This is a genomic window from Chelativorans sp. M5D2P16 (assembly GCF_034427935.1).
In the GTDB taxonomy this organism is placed as follows: Bacteria; Pseudomonadota; Alphaproteobacteria; order Rhizobiales; family Rhizobiaceae; genus Chelativorans.
Window position 1 is genome coordinate 64,546 of the sequence record NZ_JAXQNM010000026.1, and the last position, 18,158, is coordinate 82,703.

The 18,158-nt window shown below is 64.4% G+C and carries 15 protein-coding genes and 2 pseudogenes; 9 read left to right on the plus strand and 8 right to left on the minus strand.

The window, feature by feature from the left end:
• Nucleotides 1-68: 68 nt before the first annotated feature.
• Nucleotides 69-329: pseudogene (locus tag SIN08_RS14090) on the minus strand (cytoplasmic protein); the annotation flags it as partial.
• Between the two features lie 219 nt (nucleotides 330-548).
• Between SIN08_RS14090 and SIN08_RS14095 the strand changes: the two are divergent.
• From SIN08_RS14095 to SIN08_RS14105, 3 genes and pseudogenes are all read left to right on the plus strand, one after another.
• Nucleotides 549-968 (plus strand): helix-turn-helix domain-containing protein, encoded by a 420-nt coding sequence (locus SIN08_RS14095; RefSeq protein WP_322452234.1) that lies wholly within the window; start codon nucleotides 549-551, stop codon nucleotides 966-968.
• Nucleotides 965-1,799, plus strand: a pseudogene (locus SIN08_RS14100) (DUF6456 domain-containing protein). Before SIN08_RS14095 ends, SIN08_RS14100 begins: the two are co-directional and overlap by 4 nt.
• A 142-nt stretch (nucleotides 1,800-1,941) precedes the next feature.
• Nucleotides 1,942-4,035 carry a S9 family peptidase gene (locus SIN08_RS14105; protein ID WP_322452235.1) on the plus strand — a complete coding sequence of 698 codons (2,094 nt, stop codon included), beginning with the start codon at nucleotides 1,942-1,944 and terminating at the stop codon, nucleotides 4,033-4,035.
• A gap of 76 nt (nucleotides 4,036-4,111) precedes the next feature.
• Here the strand turns inward: SIN08_RS14105 and SIN08_RS14110 are convergent, their stop codons facing one another.
• The 4 genes from SIN08_RS14110 to SIN08_RS14125 all read right to left on the minus strand — a co-directional run bounded on the left by SIN08_RS14110 (nucleotide 4,112) and on the right by SIN08_RS14125 (nucleotide 7,231).
• A complete protein-coding gene (locus SIN08_RS14110; protein ID WP_322452236.1) occupies nucleotides 4,112-5,029 on the minus strand; it encodes a cytochrome c in 918 nt (305 codons plus the stop codon).
• A 6-nt stretch (nucleotides 5,030-5,035) separates the two neighbouring features.
• A complete protein-coding gene (locus tag SIN08_RS14115; RefSeq protein ID WP_322452237.1) occupies nucleotides 5,036-5,485 on the minus strand; it encodes a cytochrome c in 450 nt (149 codons plus the stop codon).
• 163 nt (nucleotides 5,486-5,648) lie between these two features.
• A complete protein-coding gene (locus SIN08_RS14120; protein WP_322452238.1) occupies nucleotides 5,649-6,251 on the minus strand; it encodes a superoxide dismutase in 603 nt (200 codons plus the stop codon).
• A 101-nt stretch (nucleotides 6,252-6,352) separates the two neighbouring features.
• Nucleotides 6,353-7,231: a branched-chain amino acid aminotransferase gene (locus SIN08_RS14125; protein ID WP_322452239.1), complete on the minus strand. Its 879-nt coding sequence runs from the start codon at nucleotides 7,229-7,231 to the stop codon at nucleotides 6,353-6,355.
• Between the two features lie 152 nt (nucleotides 7,232-7,383).
• Between SIN08_RS14125 and SIN08_RS14130 the strand changes: the two genes are divergently transcribed.
• Nucleotides 7,384-8,046, plus strand: coding sequence for a haloacid dehalogenase type II (locus SIN08_RS14130; RefSeq protein ID WP_322452240.1), 663 nt, complete (start codon nucleotides 7,384-7,386; stop codon nucleotides 8,044-8,046).
• Nucleotides 8,047-8,251: 205 nt separating this feature from the next.
• A complete protein-coding gene (locus SIN08_RS14135; RefSeq protein WP_322452241.1) occupies nucleotides 8,252-8,998 on the plus strand; it encodes a L,D-transpeptidase in 747 nt (248 codons plus the stop codon).
• Between the two features lie 11 nt (nucleotides 8,999-9,009).
• Here SIN08_RS14135 and SIN08_RS14140 read toward each other — a convergent pair whose 3' ends face one another.
• Entirely contained in the window at nucleotides 9,010-10,554 is a 1,545-nt protein-coding gene (locus tag SIN08_RS14140; RefSeq protein ID WP_322452242.1) for a DUF853 domain-containing protein, read from the minus strand.
• A gap of 203 nt (nucleotides 10,555-10,757) precedes the next feature.
• Here SIN08_RS14140 and SIN08_RS14145 point away from each other — a divergent pair, with 203 nt between their 5' ends.
• From SIN08_RS14145 to SIN08_RS14155, 3 genes are read left to right on the plus strand one after another with little or no spacing between them, the layout of a single operon-like run.
• Entirely contained in the window at nucleotides 10,758-12,197 is a 1,440-nt protein-coding gene (locus SIN08_RS14145) for a methylmalonyl-CoA mutase family protein (RefSeq protein ID WP_322452243.1), read from the plus strand.
• Entirely contained in the window at nucleotides 12,194-14,320 is a 2,127-nt protein-coding gene (gene scpA, locus SIN08_RS14150) for a methylmalonyl-CoA mutase (RefSeq protein WP_322452244.1), read from the plus strand. Before SIN08_RS14145 ends, scpA begins: the two co-directional genes overlap by 4 nt.
• A 49-nt stretch (nucleotides 14,321-14,369) precedes the next feature.
• Nucleotides 14,370-15,362: a magnesium transporter CorA family protein gene (locus tag SIN08_RS14155; RefSeq protein ID WP_322452245.1), complete on the plus strand. Its 993-nt coding sequence runs from the start codon at nucleotides 14,370-14,372 to the stop codon at nucleotides 15,360-15,362.
• Nucleotides 15,363-15,474: 112 nt separating this feature from the next.
• Here the strand turns inward: SIN08_RS14155 and SIN08_RS14160 are convergent, their stop codons facing one another.
• Nucleotides 15,475-16,482 (minus strand): asparaginase, encoded by a 1,008-nt coding sequence (locus SIN08_RS14160; protein ID WP_322452246.1) that lies wholly within the window; start codon nucleotides 16,480-16,482, stop codon nucleotides 15,475-15,477.
• 58 nt (nucleotides 16,483-16,540) lie between these two features.
• On the opposite strand from SIN08_RS14160, the gene SIN08_RS14165 reads away from it, so the two are divergent.
• Nucleotides 16,541-17,383 (plus strand): DUF3750 domain-containing protein, encoded by an 843-nt coding sequence (locus tag SIN08_RS14165; protein WP_322452247.1) that lies wholly within the window; start codon nucleotides 16,541-16,543, stop codon nucleotides 17,381-17,383.
• Here SIN08_RS14165 and SIN08_RS14170 read toward each other — a convergent pair.
• The gene (locus SIN08_RS14170; protein WP_322452248.1) at nucleotides 17,290-18,084 is read right to left on the minus strand and encodes an SDR family NAD(P)-dependent oxidoreductase; all 795 of its coding nucleotides are present in this window, start codon (nucleotides 18,082-18,084) and stop codon (nucleotides 17,290-17,292) included. The two genes, SIN08_RS14165 and SIN08_RS14170, sit on opposite strands and share 94 nt — an antisense overlap.
• Nucleotides 18,085-18,158 lie beyond the last annotated feature (74 nt).

Here is an 18,158-nt window from a genome sequence, read left to right on the forward strand (position 1 = left end):
CGGCGCCGGCGGCGCACCGGAGAAACATTTCCGGCGGTCCGGGCGCCGGAAAGCCGGGCTTCCTCACATCCTTTCAGACGATCATACGCCTGCTTGAGCGCAATGTGCCGGTTGAGATCGTAGCTCCAGTGCCGGCGCGAGCCCTTCAGCCGCTCCCGCTCGATCAATCGCGCAAGGCGAACCAGGATCGCCGCGCGCTCCTCGCCCTTCGCCGTCAGGGCCTCGGCGAGATCGATGCCGGAAACGAGGAAAAAAGCCGCGCATTGTCTTGCCTCGGCTACTTCGCGCTTCCTGGCATCGCGGAATGCCTTCGCCTCATCTTCGATCATGCCCTTCGCAACCTCCTTTCATTGATGCACGGAGTGTGACGCGCGAGCGCAGAGCGGGGATAAATCGGTCGTTCTATTTTTTGTCCCGATGAAAAAACCTTTTGATATCAAAGGGGTAAACGCAACCTTCCAAATCAATGTTCTTTATTTGTTCACGCTCACAACGCACGGCGCTATAAAGGAAAAAATTCCTTTTTCCACCATGGAGGAATCAACCCCGTGCCGATTTCCGCCGCCACCTGGAGACGAGAGGGGATCCAGAACGATCCCGCCCCGCTTGCCGACGGCCCCCCGAGGCGGCTGAGCCCGGTGAGCGACGAGCGGGTCGCGGATATCTGCGACTGCGTGATCGACATCGTCGCCGCGCTTTTCAACGTAAGCGGGCGCGCGCTGCGCCGCCCGGGGAAGTCGCCCACCCATGTCGCGCGCGTCCGGCAGCTGGGCATGTATGCCGCGCATGTGGTCCTGGGCCTGACGATGGCCGAGATCGGCCGTGGCTTCGGACGCGACCGCACTACCGTTCTCCATGCATGCCACCTGATCGAGGACATGCGCGATGATGAGGACTTTGACCGCATCGTCGTCATGACGGAGCGCGTGACCGCCGCGGCTTTCCGACAGTCGGAGGTGCTGCGATGAAACGTGAGGAAACGGCCACGCTACGTGCGCGCAAGGAACGGCTCCGGGTGACCCGGTTTCTCTCCCAGGGACCGGCAACGCCGCGCCCGGCCGCAAAGACGGGAACCGTGCTTCTCGACGGCGGTGAACGCGGAACGGTCTCGGCACGCGTCGAGACCGTTCGCCGATTGACGCATGACGGCCTGGTCAGAAAAGCCGGCGGCGATCTCGTGCTCTCGCCGGAAGGGGAAGCGCTGGCACGGCGTAGCCTGGCTGAGGGCGGCGAGCCGTTCCGTGCCCAGCAGATGGAGATCGGCGAGCGCACATACCTCACCCGGGAGGGGAAGTGCACGCTGACGGCGAATCTGACCGAATCCCCCCCTCGCCCAGCTCGCCCGCCGCCGCAGCAGGGATGGCACACCCTTTCTCGAGGAGAGCGAATTCCGCGCCGGCGAGCGCTTGCGCGCCGACTACACCCGCGGTCAGATCATGCCGCGCCTCGGCGCCAATTGGGAAGAGTCGGTCTCCAGCGGCCGCCGCGGCGGCGGGGATAACGGCCTCGCCAACCTGACCGAATCCGCTCTGGCCGCACGCCAGCGGGTTGAACAGGCACTGGCGGCGGTCGGACCGGAACTTGCCGGCGTTCTGGTCGACGTCTGCTGTTTCCTCAAAGGTCTGGAGCGCGTCGAGGCGGAGCGCGGCTGGCCGGTGCGCTCGGCCAAGGTCGTCCTGAAGACCGCACTTGCCGCACTCAGCCGGCATTACGAACCGCGCACGCGCCGTCACCGGAGCGGAAGGATCCTGCACTGGGGCGCGCAGGATTACCGGCCGCGATTCGACGGGTCGGGGTAAGCTCGGACGGGCTTGCGCCCCTACCCCTCCGAGACACCATGACCGCCGGAGCCAGCCTGCAGACTTGACGTCATGCGGCAAGACTGCTCATTCCCCCGGACCCGGACAGGATCCGATCTTCATCTTTACCAAGGAGCGCCCGATGTCAGCACAGGCCCCCTCTTCCGCGCCGCGACCCGAAAACCGCCCGCACGAGGATACCCGCCATGGCGTGACGCGCACGGACGACTATGCCTGGCTGAGGGCGGAGAACTGGCAGGAGGTGCTGAAGGATCCCTCTCGGCTCGCGGCGGACATTCGCACCCATCTGGAGGGCGAGAACGCCTATCAGGAGCAGTTCCTTGAGGATACCAAAGGGCTGCAGAAGACGCTTTTCGCCGAGATGAAGGGGCGCATCAAGGAAGACGATTCCTCGGTGCCGTTGAAGGATGGTCCCTTCGCCTATGGCAGCGCGTTTCGCGAGGGCGGAGAGCATCCCCGCTTCTTCCGCGTGCCGCGCGAGGGCGGTGAGGAAGAGGTGCTGCTCGACGGCGACGGCGAGGCGGACGGCAGGGCCTATTTCCACATCGGCACCGTCGACCACTCGCCGGACCATGGCCACCTCTTGTGGAGCTATGACGACAAGGGCTCGGAGTTCTACACACTCAAGGTGCGCGCGCTGCCGTCCGGCACCGATCTCGAGGACCAGGTGGAGAACACGAGCGGCTCCGGCAGCTTCAATGCCGGCGGCGACGGCTTCTACTACACCCGTCTGGACGACAACCACCGCCCCTCCAAGGTCTTCTTCCACGCCCTGGGCACGCCGGCGGCGGAAGACCGGCTGATCTACGAGGAAACCGATCCCGGCTTTTTCATGAATGTCGTCGACAGCCGGCTGAACGACTGGATCCTCATCAGCATCCACGACCACGAGACCAGCGAATACCGCATACTGCCGGCGGACGATCCGCGCGCCGCCCCGCGGCTGGTCGCAGAGCGCGAGACGGGCGTGCAATACGACCTGGAGCCCGCCGGCGAGGCGTTCTTCATCCTGACGAACCGCGACGGCGCGAAGGATTTCAAGATCATGACCGCGCCCGCCGCCGACCCGTCCCCGGCTACCTGGCGCGAGGTGGTTCCGCACGAACCGGGCCGGCTGATTCTCTCGCTGCTCGCCTTCAAGGATTATCTGGTGCGGCTCGAACGCAAGGACGGCCTGCCGCGCATCGTCGTGCGCGAGCGCGCAAGCGGTGACGAACACGTCATCGCCTTCGACGAGGAAGCATATTCACTGGGGCTCATCGGTTCCTTCGAATACGATACGGACGTCTTCCGCTTCACCTACTCCTCCATGACGACGCCGGCGCAGGAGTTCGACTACAACATGCGCACGCGCGCGCGGACGCTTCTGAAAACCCAGGAGGTGCCGTCCGGCCACGACCCGGCCGACTACGTCACGCGCCGGCTGATGGCGCCGGCGCCCGACGGCGCGCTGGTGCCCATTTCGCTGGTCCATCGGCGCGGTATGCCACGCGACGGCAGCGCGCCCTGCCTGCTGTTCGGCTATGGCGCCTACGGCATCACCATTCCCGCCGCCTTCCGCACCAACCCGCTCTCCTTGGTGGACCGCGGCTTTGTCTACGCCATCGCTCATATCCGCGGTGGCAAGGACAAGGGCTTTGCCTGGTATGAGGATGGAAAGCGCGAGAAGAAGACAAACACCTTCACCGATTTCATCGCCTGCGGCCGCCATCTCGTGGCCGAGGGCTATACCAGCCATGACCGCCTGATCGCCGAGGGCGGTTCGGCCGGGGGCATGCTGATGGGGGCGGTCGCCAATATGGCGCCGCGGGATTTTCGCGCCATCGTCGCCGCCGTCCCTTTCGTGGACGTGCTCAACACCATGCTCGACGACACGCTGCCTCTCACTCCGCCCGAATGGCCCGAATGGGGCAATCCCATCGCCAGCAGGGAAGACTACGAGACGATCGCCGCCTATTCGCCCTATGACAATATGGCGGACCAGCCCTACCCCGCCGTCCTGGCGCTCGCGGGGTTGACTGACCCGCGCGTGACCTATTGGGAACCGGCAAAATGGGTGGCGCGCCTGCGCGACCACAATACGAGCGACAATCCCATCCTCATGAAGATCAACCTGGATGCCGGCCACGCCGGCGCTTCCGGCCGCTTCTCGAGTCTGGAGGAGAAGGCACTGAGTTATGCCTTTGTCCTGAAGATGGTGGGAATAGAGGAATAAGGCAGCAGGGCAGCAAAAGCATCGAAAAGCCCGGGCGCCAGGCTTCGCACGGAGGCGGTAGCAGGGACTCGCGCGCCTACTCCCCTTCGACTTCCGGCACCGCCTTCAGATACGCCGCAATGGCCGCACGGTCCTCCTCCGGCAATCGGGCCATGTTCTTCTGCACGGCGACCATCTCCCCGCCGACGGAATCGAAATCCGGCGTGAAGCCGGATTCGAGGTAATAGGTGATGTCCGCAACCGACCAGGAGCCGATGCCGGCGCTGCTCGGCGTGATGTTCGGCACCCGACCGTCGCCTTCGAGCGCCGGCGCACCGGCCAGCCAGCGCTCGAACTGCAGCCCGCCGGCGAAGGAGCGCGGTGTATGGCACTCGCCGCAATGGCCGGGGCCCTCGACAAGATAACGCCCGCGCAAGACCGCTTCCGGGGCATCGGCTGGTAGCTCGACCAAGGGCTCCTCATGCATGTAGATGAGCTTCCATAGGCCGATACCGCGCCGCATTGTGTAGGGGAAGGAAAGGCGATGCGGCGCCGTTTCTTCCGCGGCCGGCGGCAGTGTTTTCAGATAGGCGAAAAGGTCGAGGACGTCCTGCGTCTCCATGCGGGCGTAGGAGGGGTAGGGAAAGGCCGGGTAATAATGCTTGCCTTCCGGCGAGACGCCGTGCAGCATAGCGTTGACGAAGACGCTCTCGTCCCACTCGCCGATCCCTTGCGCAGGATCGGGCGAAATATTCGGCGCCACGAACGTCCCGAACGCCGTTTCCAGTTCCAGCCCGCCGGAGAGTTCCAGAAGGCGCTCCCCCTCGGCCTCCGGCCGCGCATGGCAGGATGCGCAGCCGCCTGCCCAGAAGATGCGCTCACCGCGCGTCGCATCGCCGGGTCCGACCGCCGCAAGGGCCGAACTGCCAATCCCCTCCGGCCGCGTCAGGAACCAGAACGCGGCACCGGCCAGCACCGCGAGGGCGGCGCCGCCAAAAAGCAGGTTGCGCAGCATCGAGGTCTAGTCGTCCTGGATGCGGAAGCTTTCGTGACAGTCGCGACAGTTGGAAAGGACCGGCTGAACAGCCGCCTTGAACGCCGCCAGATCCGCGGGGCCGTCCTTGCCCGCCGCTTCGAAGGCGGCCGCCGCGTCGGCCTGGAAATCGGCCAGCGCGTTATGGAACCCTTCCATATCCTCCCAGATCTCAGGAGCAGCATCCGTATCGCCGTTCTGGGAGCCTTCCGGGAAATAGTCGCCATAGGCCTGGGAAACGCCGTAAAGCGTGGCGATCGCCGCCTTGGCGACGACGGGATTATAATCGATCTCTCCCTTCAACATGCCGCCCGAGGCACCGGCCGCACCGGCGACGGCCTGCATCAGGGATTGCCGCACCGCGATCGGATCGTCGGCGGCGACCACGGCGACAGAGGAGACGAGAAGCGCGGAAAGGGAAATTGCAAGTCTTTTCATCAGCTAGCTCCGGAGATTCGCTCACCGGCATGATAGTTGCTGACAGCGACGCATGTCTCAAATGTCCCGCAGATGCATTCACGGTTTCGTGAGATCGGGAAAGCGCAAATGAAAAACCCGGCGCAAGGCCGGGTTTCCCAATGCGTCCACTGCCGGCGTCGGCTCAGCCGGTCGCCTTTTCGTAGAGCTCGAGGACGTAGTCCCAGTTGATGAGGTTGTCGACGAAGGCCTCGAGGTATTTGGGCCGCGCGTTGCGGTAGTCGATGTAGTAGGAATGCTCCCACACGTCGACGCCCAGGATCGGCGTGCCGCCGTGCACGAGCGGATTCTCGCCGTTCGGCGTCTTCATGATCTCCAGCTTGCCGTCCTTGACGGCCACCCAGGCCCAGCCGGAGCCGAACTGTGTGACGCCGGCATTGATGAAATCGGCGCGGAACTTGTCGTAGCCGCCGAGATCGCTGTCGAAGGCCGTCTGCAGCGCGCCCGGCAGGCTCTTGCCGCCGCCGTCCTTCTTCATCCAGTTCCAGAAATGGAGGTGATTGAAGTGCTGGCCGGCATTGTTGAAGAGGGGCTGATTCTTGCCGTGAGACTGCTTGACGATCTCCTCGAGGGAAAGACCGTCCATGCCGGCTTCGGCCGCGAGCTTGTTGCCGGTGTCGACATAGGTCTTGTGGTGCTTGTCGTGGTGATACTCAAGCGTTTCCCTGGACATGTAGGGCTGAAGCGCTTCGTAGTCGTAAGGCAGGTCTGGCAGTTCAAAGGCCATGTTCGGTCTCCCTCGTAACAGCGGTTGAAATCCTGCTTCTTGCAGATGGGATCGAGGGCGCGGTTCGACAACACCGCGCCGGCCCGATGGTTCCTATCAGCTTAAGCCGCGGGCGTCGAATGCGCCCATTCCCAATAAAGCGACCGCGCCCTCTTGGCCATGGGGCCGGGCTGCAGTTGCCGATCCTCGACGCGGGTCACGGGAACAACCTTGGAATGGTTGCCGGTCGAGAAGACCTCGTCGGCGCCGAGAAAATCCTGCACACTCAATGCTTTCTCCACCACCGGCGAACCGGCTTCGGCAAGCAGCGCCATCACGCGCGTGCGCGTGATTCCGGAAAGGAAGGTGCCGTTGGGCGCCGGCGTGAAGACCTGGCCGTCCTTGACCATGAAGATGTTCGAGGTGCCGGTTTCGGCGACGTTGCCCAGCATGTCGAGCACCAGCGCATTGTCGAAGCCGCGTGCCTTGGCGTCGAGAATGGCGCGTCCGTTGTTCGGGTAAAGACAGCCCGCCTTGGCGTTGGTCGGCATGGTCTCGTAGGTGGGGCGGCGGAAGCGCGAGACGCAGACCGAGAAGCCCGCCGGCGAGATCATCGGCGCCTCGTAGAGACACAGGCAGAAGCGCGTGGAGGCGGGATCGGCCGGCACGCTCATATAGCCGCCGTGCTCGGCCCAGTACATGGGACGGATATAGACGGCCGTCTTGCCGTCGAACTTTCTCAGCCCTTCCCAGGTCAGCGCGACGATCTCTTCCACCGGCCGGCTCGGCTCGAGGCCCATGGCGCGTGCCGAGTTGTTGACGCGCTCCGCGTGGCGGTCGATGTCCGGGGCGACTCCCTCGAACCAGCGCGCCCCGTCGAAGACGGAGGAACCGAGCCACATGGCGTGGGTGCGCGGGCCGGCGATCGCCACATTGCCCTCGTGCCATTCGCCGTCGAGAAAGGTCCAGGTGGTGCTTTGCGCTTCCGGCAGGGCGTTCATCGTTTCGGCTCCGCGTCTTTTCCCGTAAGCGGCAGGGATAATGGTTTGCTCTGCCTCGTCAATTGTCACACCCCTTCAAGGATCGGTCCAGCGGTTCTTGACCGCAGGGGGCGGTTGCGGTCAAGTGTTGCCGTTTGATCAAGGCTCCGCCCATGCAATTTTCCGCATTCGTCTTCGATGCGTATGGCACGCTTTTCGACGTGCACGCGGCCGTGCGCCGCCACGCCGGGGCGATCGGTTCGGATGGCCAGGTGCTTTCGGAAATCTGGCGCGCCAAGCAGCTGGAATATTCCTGGATCTCCACCTTGATGGGCCGGCACGTCGACTTCTGGACCCTGACGGAACGTGCGCTGGATTTCGCCCTCAAAAAGGTGCCCTCCGTCGACCCGACTCACAGGGACACACTGCTGGAGGCCTATTGGCATCTCGACTGCTATCCGGAGGTGCCGGCGGTCCTGAAAGCGCTGAAGGCGGCAGGGGCCCGCCTGGCCATCCTGTCGAACGGGTCGATGCCCATGCTGGAAGCCGCAGTGCGTTCGGCCGCCCTCGACTCCGTTCTCGACGACGTCCTCTCGGCCGATCTGGCGGGCAAGTTCAAGACGGATCCCGCTGTTTACGACCTGGTAACCACGGCGTGGCGTATTTATCCCAACGCCGTGTCCTTCCAGTCCTCGAACCGCTGGGATATCGCCGGCGCCGCGCTGTACGGATTCCGCACCGTATGGATCAACCGCACGCAGCAGCCGAACGAGTACACCGATTTCCCGCCGGACCTGATTCTGCCCTCGCTCAAAGGACTTATCACGTCAAGTTGATGGATACAGCAACGGGCGAAAGCGTTGCAAAAATGCCATAAGCGAGGGGACAAAGCACTGCCGTCCAAAAGGATCACCTTCACGCCTGAATCACATTGCAATGCAGATGCGTATATTGTCGCATCTCCGGACCGGTCCCGACCGGAGGGTGGAGATCACGATACCATTCGGATGAAAGCCATTCGCACCATACAGAAGAGACGACATGCCGACAGTCGATGATTTTCCACGGGTCCTCACCCGTCGCAGGCTGCTCACCACCGCAGCGGCGGGGGCGGCGACTTTCTCCCTCTCGGCCTGCGTGAGCGTGCCGTCGACGCCGCCGGCAGTCCGCCCACTCCCCCAGCCGGAGCCCGGTCCCGCTTCCTACAGCGCCATGTACGGCCCTATGGTGGACAACGGCTACGAGATCCCGCCCGTGCCTATTGAGAAGATCGATCCGCGCCTCTATCGCCAGGAAGTGCCGGACCCGACCGGCGAACGGCCCGGAACGATCGTTGTCAATGTCTCTCAGCATTTTCTCTATCTGGTGCGGGAAGGCGGCAGAGCTCTGCGCTACGGCGTGGGCCTGGGCCGTGCCGGCTTCGAATGGTCGGGACGCGCCGAGATTGCGCGCAAGCGCGTGTGGCCGAAATGGTTCCCGCCCGCCGAAATGATCGACCGCCAGCCGGAACTTGAGGAGTACCGCGCGAAGTATGATGAAGCGACCGGCGAGTGGAACGGCGGCATGCAGCCGGGGATCATGAATCCGCTCGGCGCGCGCGCGCTCTATATCTACGAGGACGGCAAGGACACGCTTTACCGTGTCCACGGCTCGCCGGAATGGTGGACCATCGGCAAGTCCGTTTCATCGGGCTGCGTGCGCATGATGAACCAGGATGTGATCCATCTCTACGATCAGGTCCCGATCGACTCGCCGATCCTCGTCACCGACGGGCCCAGCATGGTTTAGAGCCCTTCCCTTCAGCGCCGTCTCAAGCTGCCGAGGATGCCGCGGATCAGTTCGCGGCCCAGGGTCGTGCCGACCGACCGGACGACGGACTTGATCGCGGCTTCCGTAACCGACTGGCGCCGATAGGAGCTGCGACCGGACGAACGGCTGGTGGAGCGGGAGCCTCCCCCGCCGAAATCGGGCAATGACCAGCCGGTCGTGCCGCTTTCGGCCTTTTCCTGCTCCTGGCCGGATTGCGGTGCGCTCGCCACGTTTTCGGTCTTCTTTTGCAGCCGCTCGAACGCCGACTCCCTGTCCACCGTCTTGTCGTACTGCCCGGCCACGGGGCTGGCGTTGATGACCGCCTGGCGCTCGGCATCGGTAATGGTGCCGATGCGCGAGGACGGCGGCCGGATGAGCGTGCGCTGGACGATCGAGGGAACCGCCTTCTCCTCCAGCGTGGAGACCAGCGCCTCGCCGACACCGAGCTTGGTGATGGCCTCGAAGCAGTCGAAGTCTGGATTGGGGCGGAAGGTCTCCGCCGCCGTCTTCACCGCCTTCTGCTCCCGTGGGGTGTATGCGCGCAAGGCGTGCTGAACCCGGTTTCCGAGCTGTGCCAGCACGCTTTCGGGCACGTCCAGAGGATTTTGCGTCACGAAATAGACGCCCACCCCCTTCGAGCGAATGAGGCGGACCACCTGCTCCACCCTTTCGGTGAGCACTTTCGGCGCCTCGTCAAAGAGCAGATGCGCCTCGTCGAAGAAAAAGACGAGCCGTGGCTTGTCCGGATCCCCGACCTCAGGCAATGCCTCGAAGAGTTCCGACAGAAGCCATAGGAGAAAGGTTGCGTAGAGGCGCGGATTCATCATCAGCTTGTCGGCTGCCAGCACATTGACATAGCCACGCCCGTCGCGCGTGGTGCGCATCAACTCGGAGATTCCCAGCGCCGGTTCGCCGAAGAAGTGCGCCGCACCCTGCTGCTCCAGGACCAGAAGCGCGCGCTGGATGGCACCCACGGACTGTTTCGAGACATTGCCGTAGCGGGTGCCGATCTCGTCGGCGCGCTCGGCCACGTGCGCCAGGAGGGCCTGCAGATCCTTCAGATCGAGCAGCAGCAGCCCCTCTTCGTCGGCGACCCGGAAGGCGATGTTGATGACGCCTTCCTGCGCCTCCGAAAGGTCCATCAGCCGCGAGAGAAGAAGCGGCCCCATCTCGGAGATGGTGGTGCGCACCGGATGGCCCTTTTCGCCGAACAGATCCCAGAAGATGACGGGGGCCTCGCGGAAGGTGTAGGGTTCCAGCCGGACCGCCTCCGCCCGTTTGAGAAGGAAATCCTTCTCCTCCCCTTTCATCGCGATCCCGGAGAGGTCGCCCTTGATGTCTGCGCAGAAAACGGGCACGCCGGCATCGGAGAACGCTTCCGCCAGGATCTGCAGAGAGACCGTCTTGCCGGTGCCGGTCGCGCCGGTGATAAGACCATGCCGGTTGGCGTATTTCAGCAAGAGCCGTTCGGCTTTTTGATAGCTGTCGTCGGTGTTCCGGCTGGCGCCCACAAAGATGCTGTCCTCGGTGGTCATGTCTTCCTCTCCCTCCGCGCCGCGACGGCCGATAAGCGTTTCAGCTATAACAGAGCTGCCGATTCCGACAACGGCCTCTTCTTGAGCTGCACTCCGTGCGCCCTATTTGCAACACTCATCGAAGGATGCATTGCAGCGCGCTCAAGCTCATCCTAAACTCGCAGGCTTAGAAGGCGGGGTAGCACAAGGAACTGGGAGGCAAGATGGATCGGACGGTCCTCACCAAGTCGGATTTTCCCGGTGTCGACCGGAAGCAGTGGCTGGAACTCGTCGCAAAGTCGCTCGGCAAGGACGTCGACTATAACGCGCTTGTCCACCGCACCGGCGACGGGATAGGCATCGAGCCGCTCCGTGAACGCGCCGCCGGGCGGAACCCGCTGCCCCGCCGCGACCCGAACACGCCGTGGCTCCTGGTCCAGCGGCTGGACGATCCCGACCCCGTACGCGCCAACACGCAGGCAAAGGACGATCTGGCGCAGGGTGCCACCGGCCTGTCGCTTGTCTTCGCCGGTGCGCCTAACGCATTCGGCTATGGGCTTCCGGCCAGCGCGGAAGGGCTGCAGACGGTTCTTGCGGACATCCCGCTGCACGACCTGCATCTGCGCATCGACGTCCACCCGCAAAGCCGCGCTTCCGTGGACTGGCTGGTGGACATTCTGCGCGAGAAGCGGGTTGACCCCGAACGCCTTAGCCTGTCCTTCGGCATAGATCCCGCCTCGCTCTTTGCCGGGACAGGGCGCATGCGCATGTCGATCGAGGCGCTCGAGGCCTCGATGCCGCAGTCGCTCGCCGGGTTCTTCGCCATGGCGCTGCCGGGCATCCTTTTGGAGGCGGACGGCCGCGTCTTCCACAATGCCGGGGCGACGGAGGCCCAGGAACTCGGCATCATGCTGGCTTCTGCCGTGGCGCATCTGAGAATGTTCGAGGAGGCGCGCCAGCCGCTCATCTATGCCGCGCCCCATATCGGGTTCTCGCTCAGTATCGATCAGGACGAATTCCTGTCCATGGCCAAGATCCGGGCGTTGCGCAAGCTGTGGGCGCGCATGCTGGAAGCCTGCGGCATCGATCCGATGCCGGTCGCGATCCATGCCGAGACATCCTACCGGATGATGACGGCACGCGACCCCGAAACCAACATCCTGCGCACCACCATTGCCGCCTTTGCCGCGGCCACCGGTGGAGCCGATTCCCTGTCCGTCCTGCCACACACCATCACCCATGGCCTGCCCGACGCCTTCGCCCGGCGCCTGGCGCGCAACACGCAGCTCATTCTCGAGAAGGAATGCCGCCTCGATTTCGTGGCTGACCCGGCCGCCGGTTCCGGCAGCGTCGAAGCGCTGACCGAGAGCCTTTGTGAGAAGGCGTGGGAGGAGTTCCGGCATATCGAGGCGGAGGGCGGTGTTCTGCGCAGCCTCGCGGCCGGTCATCTCCAGAAGCGCATCGCCGCGGCGCGCAGCGAACGCCTTGCCGGGTTCCGCGACGGCGAGAACAAGGTGGTCGGCACGACTGTCTACACGATGGACCGCGAACGGCCTGTCACCACCCTTTCGGCCGAGCGGCAGCCCATGCCGCACGACGGCGCGATGGCCTGCGATCCACTGCCGGCCTCACGGATCGACGAGGGGCTCGGAGAAAGTGCATGATCCCGGACTTCTCCGCGCTCGCCTGGTCGCCGCCGGCTGAGGGCAGAGGCGAGCACACTTCCCAGAGCCGCGAGACACCCGAGGGAATCGCCATCCGCCGGACCTACGGCGAGGAGGATTTAAAAGGCCTCCCCTTTCTCGACACCTATCCCGGCCTACCCCCCTTCGTCCGTGGGCCCTACGCGACCATGTATCTGCATCGGCCGTGGACCATCCGCCAGTATGCGGGCTTCTCGACGGCCGAGGAATCGAACGCCTTCTACCGGCGCAACCTCGCGGCCGGGCAGAAGGGGCTTTCCGTCGCCTTCGATCTTGCCACCCATCGCGGCTATGACAGCGATCATCCGCGTGTCGCCGGCGATGTCGGCATGGCCGGCGTGGCGATCGATTCCATCCTCGACATGCACCAGCTCTTCGACGGCATCCCGCTCGACGAAATGACCGTCTCGATGACCATGAACGGTGCCGTGCTGCCCATCATGGCGCTCTACATCGTCGCCGCGGAGGAACAGGGTGTCCAAAAGAAGGATCTCGCCGGGACCATCCAGAACGACATCCTGAAGGAGTTCATGGTCCGCAACACCTACATTTATCCGCCCAAGCCCTCCATGCGGATCATTTCGGACATCTTCGCCTACACGGCGGAGCACATGCCGAAGTTCAATTCCATCTCGATCTCCGGGTACCACATGCAGGAGGCCGGCGCGACGGCGGATCTGGAGCTTGCCTATACGCTCGCCGACGGCATCGAATATGTCCGCGCCGGTATCGCCGCGGGTCTCGAGGTCGACCGCTTCGCGCCGCGCCTTTCCTTCTTCTGGGCGACCGGCACGAACTTCTTCATGGAGGTAGCCAAGCTGCGCGCGGCCCGGATGCTGTGGGCCGTCCTCATGCGCGAGACCTTCGCGCCCAGGGACGCGCGCTCGCTGTCGCTGCGCACCCATTGCCAGACCTCGGGCTGGTCGCTCACCGCCCAGGATCCCTCGAACAATATCGTGCGCACCATGGTGGAGGCCATGGCGGCCACCCAGGGCCACACGCAATCGCTGCATACCAACGCCTTCGACGAGGCATTGGCGCTGCCCTCCGACCATTCCGCCCGCATCGCCCGCAACACGCAACTCGTGCTGCAGGCCGAATCCGGCACGACCCGCTTCATCGATCCCTGGGGCGGGTCCTACTTCGTCGAACGCCTCACCCACGACCTCGCCGCGCGCGCTCTTTCGCATATCGAGGAGGTGGAGGGCCTCGGCGGCATGGCCGCGGCGATCGAGAAAGGCGTTCCCAAACTGCGGATCGAGGAAGCGGCCGCCCGCGCCCAGGCGCGCATCGATTCCGGCGAACAGGCGGTTGTCGGCGTCAACCGGTACCGGCCGGAGTCGGACCGGACGGTCGATGTGCTCAGAGTAGACAATGCACAGGTCCGCGCGCGTCAGCTTTCGAAGCTTCAGCAACTGAAGGGCACGCGCGACGTCGGTGCCGTCGAGGCCGCCCTTGCCGCGCTTACAAAGGCCGCCGAGGAAGGGCGGAACCTTCTGGAGTTCGCCGTCCGCGCCGCCCGCGCGCATGCCACGGTCGGCGAAATCTCCCTGGCGCTGGAGAAGGTCTTCGGCCGCCATGTCGCCGAGATTCGCACGATCTCGGGCGTCTACCGCAAGGAATCGGGTGGGAACCCCGCGGTTGTCGGCGCGGAGAAGAAGATCGCCGCATACCGCGCCAGAACCGGCCGGCCGCCCCGCATCCTCGTCGCCAAGATCGGGCAGGACGGCCACGACCGCGGGCAGAAGGTGATCGCCACCGCTTTCGGCGATCTGGGCTTCGCGGTGACGGTCGGTGCCCTGTTTCAAACGCCCGAGGAAGTGGCGGATCTGGCTGCGGAGAATGAAGCGGACATCGTCGGCGTCTCTTCGCTTGCCGCCGGCCATCTCACTCTCATCCCCGAATTGAAACAAGCGCTGGAGGTGCGCGGTCGCGACGATGTCCTGATCGTCGCCGGCGGTGTCATCCCGCCGGACGATTTCGATACGCTACGCGATGCAGGGGCGGCCGAGATCTTCCCGCCCGGCAGCAACATTCCGGAAACGGCCGAGCGGCTGGTCGACACGCTGCTTGAACGTCTCTGAAACCTTTGCACTTCATCATCCAGCACCAGCCGCGGCACGGGGACAAGCCATGATTCAGGTTTTCTGCATCGAGGACGACCACCTGCGCCAGGTCGATCTGCACCCGGGCGAACCACTGCCCGCCAACGCATTGTGGATCGACCTGCTGCATCCTTCCGCCGAAGAGGAAAAAACGGTGGAGGCATGGGCAGGTGCGCCGATACCAACGAACGAAGACATGGTCGAAATCGAGGAGTCGAGCCGCTTCTATATGGAAGAGGGCGTGCAATATCTGACCGCACCCTTGATGCATGCGGTCGACAAGGAGCACCGCGCCATTGCCCCGGTTTCCTTCGTGCTGTCGGGAAAGCTGCTCGTCACCGTACGCTACAGCGATCCCAAGGCGTTCGGCCTTTACGTCAGCCGCGCCACCAAGCCCGGCAACGGGCTGCTCGATCCGAAGTGCAGCGGAATGACCGTCGTACTCGGCATCATCGAAGCGGCGACGGACCGGCTCGCCGATATTCTGGAGGGCGTGACGGAGGAAATCGATACCGCCTCGCGCACGATCTTCAACCGGCGAGGAAAAGAACGCCCCATGAGCACCAAGGAGTTCCGCCGTATACTGACGCGCATCGGCGGACAGGGGACTTTCCTGTCGAAGGTACGCGAGAGCCTGTCCGGGATCTCCCGGCTGCTCGCCTATGTCACGGTGACCATGAAGGCCGACGACGCCCGGAAGGAAATGCGTACCTGGATCAAATCCCTGGAGCGGGACGCGCACTCGCTGGAAAACTATATCGATTTTCTTTCGAACAAGATCACCTTCCTGCTCGACACCATCGTCGGGCTGATCACGGTCGAACAGAGCGCCATCATCAAGATCTTCTCCGTGGTCGCCGTCGTTTTCATGCCTCCGACCCTCGTCGCCTCCATCTACGGCATGAATTTCAATATCATGCCCGAGCTGAACCAACCCTGGGGCTATCCGATGGCCCTCTTCCTGATGGTGGTTTCGGCGCTCCTGCCGCTGCTCTACTTCCGTCGCAAAGGGTGGCTTTAGCCACCTTCGTTGCCACTCGCAGCCAGTGAAATCGATGAGGACGGTGCCGCCACCTTTTTCAGCGATTATACGATAGCGATCGAAGTATAGAGCGGGAAAAGCGGAACAGCGCCTATCCTTCCAGCGCTCCCGCCGGCCGCAGGGCGCCCACCTCGGTTCCCCGCCAGTTCCTCAGCACCGGCCGCGCCATGACCGCCAGTTGTGCGCGCAGCGCATCATCGGCCGGCAAGAGCCGGGACAGGACGGCCGCGACCATCACCTCCGCCGCCCGGGTGGCGCCGTCGTCGCATTTGAGCGCGATCCCAAGCCCCAGTTCCGGTATCGCGGCACAGAACACTCCCTCCGCGCCGGTCTTGGTGAAAATCCGCCCCCTCCCCGCTTCCATCATGACAGTGTCGGCCCGATCCGTGCCGGCGACATAGAAAGGCTCTGCCATGCAGGCGGTGACGATGCGCCTCGCCGCCGCCGCGCGCTCCCTCGCCAGCCCGGTGCCCGTCGCCATGCGGGCAAAGCCGTGGGCGAGCTTCTTCAGCGGCACAGCATAGGTGGGAATGGAGCAGCCGTCGGTGCCGCACGCATCCATCCCATGGGCCACACCCGTCATGCTTTCCAGCGCCTCGCGCACCATCTCCTGCAGGGCATGGCCATGGGCGACATAGCCGTGACGGTCGATGCCGGCATGACAGCAGGTGCAGAGAAAGCCGGCATGCTTGCCCGAGCAATTGTTGTGGACCTGGGTCGGCGTGCCGCCGGCCCTCGCAAGCGCGATGGTCGCGCCTTGCCCCGTCGGCCAGTGCGCCCCGCATTCATAGGCGCTTTCATCCAGCCCGGCCCTGGCGAGCATCTCCAGGGCCAGCCTGGTGTGCGCCGGCTCGCCGGAGTGGGAGGCACAGGCAAACGCGATCTCGCGATCGCCGAAACCGAGGGCATCCGCCGTGCCGCTTTCGAGAAGCGGCAGGGCCTGGACCGCCTTCACCGCCGATCGCGGAAAAACAGGCCGCTCGACGTCACCGATCTCGAGCACCGCGCGGCCATCGGCATCGACCACAGAGACCGCGCCGCGGTGCCTGCTCTCCACGGTCACCCCGCGCAGCACCTCGACAAGGACAGGGTTTGCCATTCTCTCACCATCTTGCCGGCATTAGGATTGTCTCTCCTGGTGGTGTAGAGCGGGCACGGTGCGGAAAATCAAGTATCTCGTAATCTTTATCCTGGTCGCTTTCCTTCTGCCGGCGGCGGCCTTCGCCGGGTGGTGGGTCCTGCAGGAGCGCCCCGGGTCCTGGCGCACCGCCAACTGGAGCGCCACGGGTCTCCTGCCGCCCGCCGCGGAAAGCCCGCAGGCCGCCATCTATGTGATGGCCGCGCGAACGGGCGGGCTCAAGGGCGCGCTTTCCGTCCATACCTGGATCGTGCTCAAGCCGAAAGACGGCGCCTATGAGCGCTACGACAAAGTAGGCTGGGGCCGCCCCGTCCGCCGCAACGCCTATCCGCCGGACGGGCGCTGGTATTCCAACCAGCCCTATATCGTCAGGTCGATGCACGGCATGCAGGCCGAGCGCCTGATCCCCGCGGTTCGTGTCGCGATTGACGGTTATCCCTTTGCCGACAACGGCGACTACACCATCTGGCCCGGGCCCAATTCCAACTCTTTCGTCGCCCATGTCGTGAACGAAGTGCCGGACCTCGGCGTGCTGATGCCGCCAAATGCCATCGGCCGCGACTTCCGGCCGGACTGGCTGCGCTTCGAGCACGACGCCGACTGGTCGGACATCCGCCTCTTTCTCGGCGGATATGCGGGGATAGCGCTTGGACGGGAAACCGGCGTGGAGTTGAATTTCCTCGGCCTGGTCGCCGGCATAGACATCCTGCGTCCCGCCCTGAAGCTGCCGGGCTTCGGACGAATCGAGCTTTGGAATACCGCGTCGGCTCAATCGACGCGCGGCAGGCCTGCGATCGAGAAGCCGCCATCCACCACCAGGGTATGGCCGTTGACGGAACCGGCCTCGGGCGAAAGCAGGTAGGCGACGGCGGACGCCACTTCACGATGGGTTGGAAAGCGCCCCTGCGGCGTGTGTTCGAGCCATGCGCGACGATGGTCCATGTCCTCGTCGAAAACGGTGGCCGGGGGCTCGATGAGACCGGGCGCCACGCAGTTGACGCGCACGCTGCGTCCGGCAAGCTCCAGCGCCATCGTTTCAGTCATCATCTTCACCCCCGCCTTGGCCGCGCCATAGGCGGCGCTGCCGGCGGTCGCCCGCAGGCCGCTGACGGAGGAGAGATTGACGATTCCCATGCTCTCGCCCATGCGCTCCAGCGCCGCTTGCGAAGCGATGAGGGAGCCGACAAGATTGATGTCGAGGACCTGCCGGAAGAGTTCCGCGTTCGTCTCTTCGAAAGCCGTCTCCCGGCGAACGCCGGCGCAATTGACGAGTGCCGTCAGCAGCCCGAAGGTCTCCACCGCCGTGTCGAATGCTTCGGCGACCTCGTCCTCGTCGGTCACGTCAGCGGCCAGAAAGATCGCCTCCTCGCCGCTTAAGAGGTCTTCCGCTTCCGCCAGCGCCGCGCTGTCGGCGTCCACCACGGCCACGAACCAGCCGTCATCGAGGAGCCGCTCGACCACGGCCAGCCCCGTTCCCGAGGCGCCGCCGGTGACGACCACCACCTGGTTCATCTTGCCTGCATTGTGACGGAAAGCCCGTCCGGTGCCGCCGCCATTCGCCATCTCCTCGCTTGCGCATTCATACCACATCGCAACCGAACGCGGAGGGGATTTTTCTTGATTGATTGGTCAATCAA

Bases quoted from the DNA above. Each gene is read 5' to 3' on its own strand.
- SIN08_RS14105 (WP_322452235.1), top strand. From the start codon at position 1,942: ATGTCAGCACAGGCCCCCTCTTCCGCGCCGCGACCCGAAAACCGCCCG.
- SIN08_RS14110 (WP_322452236.1), bottom strand. From the start codon at position 5,029: ATGCTGCGCAACCTGCTTTTTGGCGGCGCCGCCCTCGCGGTGCTGGCC.
- SIN08_RS14115 (WP_322452237.1), bottom strand. From the start codon at position 5,485: ATGAAAAGACTTGCAATTTCCCTTTCCGCGCTTCTCGTCTCCTCTGTC.
- SIN08_RS14120 (WP_322452238.1), bottom strand. From the start codon at position 6,251: ATGGCCTTTGAACTGCCAGACCTGCCTTACGACTACGAAGCGCTTCAG.
- SIN08_RS14125 (WP_322452239.1), bottom strand. From the start codon at position 7,231: ATGAACGCCCTGCCGGAAGCGCAAAGCACCACCTGGACCTTTCTCGAC.
- SIN08_RS14130 (WP_322452240.1), top strand. From the start codon at position 7,384: ATGCAATTTTCCGCATTCGTCTTCGATGCGTATGGCACGCTTTTCGAC.
- SIN08_RS14135 (WP_322452241.1), top strand. From the start codon at position 8,252: ATGCCGACAGTCGATGATTTTCCACGGGTCCTCACCCGTCGCAGGCTG.
- SIN08_RS14140 (WP_322452242.1), bottom strand. From the start codon at position 10,554: ATGACCACCGAGGACAGCATCTTTGTGGGCGCCAGCCGGAACACCGAC.
- SIN08_RS14145 (WP_322452243.1), top strand. From the start codon at position 10,758: ATGGATCGGACGGTCCTCACCAAGTCGGATTTTCCCGGTGTCGACCGG.
- scpA (WP_322452244.1), top strand. From the start codon at position 12,194: ATGATCCCGGACTTCTCCGCGCTCGCCTGGTCGCCGCCGGCTGAGGGC.
- SIN08_RS14155 (WP_322452245.1), top strand. From the start codon at position 14,370: ATGATTCAGGTTTTCTGCATCGAGGACGACCACCTGCGCCAGGTCGAT.
- SIN08_RS14160 (WP_322452246.1), bottom strand. From the start codon at position 16,482: ATGGCAAACCCTGTCCTTGTCGAGGTGCTGCGCGGGGTGACCGTGGAG.
- SIN08_RS14170 (WP_322452248.1), bottom strand. From the start codon at position 18,084: ATGGCGAATGGCGGCGGCACCGGACGGGCTTTCCGTCACAATGCAGGC.